2 protein-coding genes are annotated in these 1,531 nt (G+C 63.8%); one reads left to right on the plus strand and one right to left on the minus strand.

Annotated features, from left to right (window positions below):
• On the minus strand, positions 1–342 hold a 342-nt coding region (locus EOA27_RS35965), incomplete at its 3' end, for an alpha/beta hydrolase (protein ID WP_145970815.1).
• Between the two features lie 193 nt (positions 343–535).
• Here EOA27_RS35965 and EOA27_RS35970 point away from each other — a divergent pair.
• Positions 536–1,348, plus strand: a complete 813-nt coding sequence (locus tag EOA27_RS35970; protein WP_127258670.1) for a VOC family protein — start codon at positions 536–538, stop codon at positions 1,346–1,348.
• The last annotated feature ends 183 nt before the right edge of the window (positions 1,349–1,531 follow it).

The raw sequence follows: 1,531 nt of genomic DNA on the forward strand, positions 1-1,531 counted from the left end.
ATAAGGGCCGAAGGTCATCAGGTGCCTCGGCCTGATTTCCGGATTGGACACATCCGGTGGCGCGACGAAGAAGGCGCCGGCGATGGGCTTCCTGAATTGCGGGATGGCCTGCACCGCCGTCGTGACGCCAAGCGAATGGGCAACGAGCACCACCGGCCGCTCAGCTTCGTTGACGGCGTTCGCCACGCTCGCCGTCCAATCCTCGCGCACGGGCTTGGTCCACTCCGCCTGCTCGACCCGACGCGCCGTCGACAGTTTCGACTGCCAGCGGGTCTGCCAGTGCTCGGGGCCGGAATTGGTGTAGCCCGGCACGATCAGGATATCTGCGTCTTTCACTTTCATGACGCCGATGTAGCGAGCGGCTGTGGCGGCTGCAACCCTGTCGCTAACATCGGGATGGCCGTAATTGTGAACAACTTGTTCGATTCTTGCTCTCTTGTGTGAACGATCGCAATCGACGATTTGGAGGGGGAACAAGAGCTGGCGGCCTGGAACCCCCATTTGGGGAATAGGCGCCGCCCAAACGGAGAGTTTGATGAGCGAACTGCCTTTTGCCGCGACCACCCCGGTCAGCGTGTCGCGTGTCGGGTTGAAGGCGCGCGATGCCGAGAGCCTTGCCGCCTATTATCGCGCGGTCGTCGGCCTGCAGGAATTGCGCCGCGCCGATGGCGCGATCACGCTTGGCGCCGCCAACCGGCCATTGCTGGTGCTTGAACAGGATGCTTCGGCGAAGCCCGACGATCCGCGCAGCGCCGGCCTTTTCCACACCGCTTTCCTGTTGCCGTCGCGAGCGGACCTTGGCCGCTGGATCAGCCACGCCGCCGCCAACCGTATCGGCATCGAGGGCGCTTCCGACCATCTGGTCAGCGAGGCGCTCTATCTGACCGATCCGGAAGGCAACGGCATCGAGATCTATGCCGACCGCCGTCCGCAGGACTGGAAATGGAACGGCGACAAGGTCGCCATGGCGACCGAGCGGCTGAACCTGCCAGCGGTGGTGGGCAGCGTGCCGGCGGGCGATGCCGGCTGGCAGGGCGCGCCGGAAAACGCCATTGTCGGCCATGTGCATCTGCGCGTCGGCCGGCCGGAGGACGCGGAGGCCTGGTGGCACGACCAGTTCGGCTTCGACACCGTCGCCAAATATGGCAGCCAGGCGGTGTTCCTGTCGTCCGGCCATTACCACCATCATATCGGCGCCAATGCCTGGCAAAGCGCCGGCGCCGGCCGTCGCGATCCGTCACGCTCAGGCCTCGCCTGGGTAGAGATGCGCTCGGATAATGTGAAGGATGAGACTTCGCGGGAAGACCCGTGGGGCACGGTGATCAGGACGGTGCCGGGCAAGGCTTGAGCCGGCGTCGGTGACAGCGTCTTTCTCCCCGTCACTATACGGGGAGAAATGCCCGGTGTCCGAACCGGATAGATAGGTAACAGAATGGACCGATTAGATGGGTGACAGTTTTCTTGCCAGCCGGGAGGACCGGCGATGGTTTGGCGAGAGACTGGCATCATGGATGAGCGGCTTCGTTTTGTT

Origin of the sequence: Mesorhizobium sp. M2A.F.Ca.ET.037.01.1.1, assembly GCF_003998075.1 — a bacterium.
Classification (GTDB): Bacteria; Pseudomonadota; Alphaproteobacteria; order Rhizobiales; family Rhizobiaceae; genus Mesorhizobium.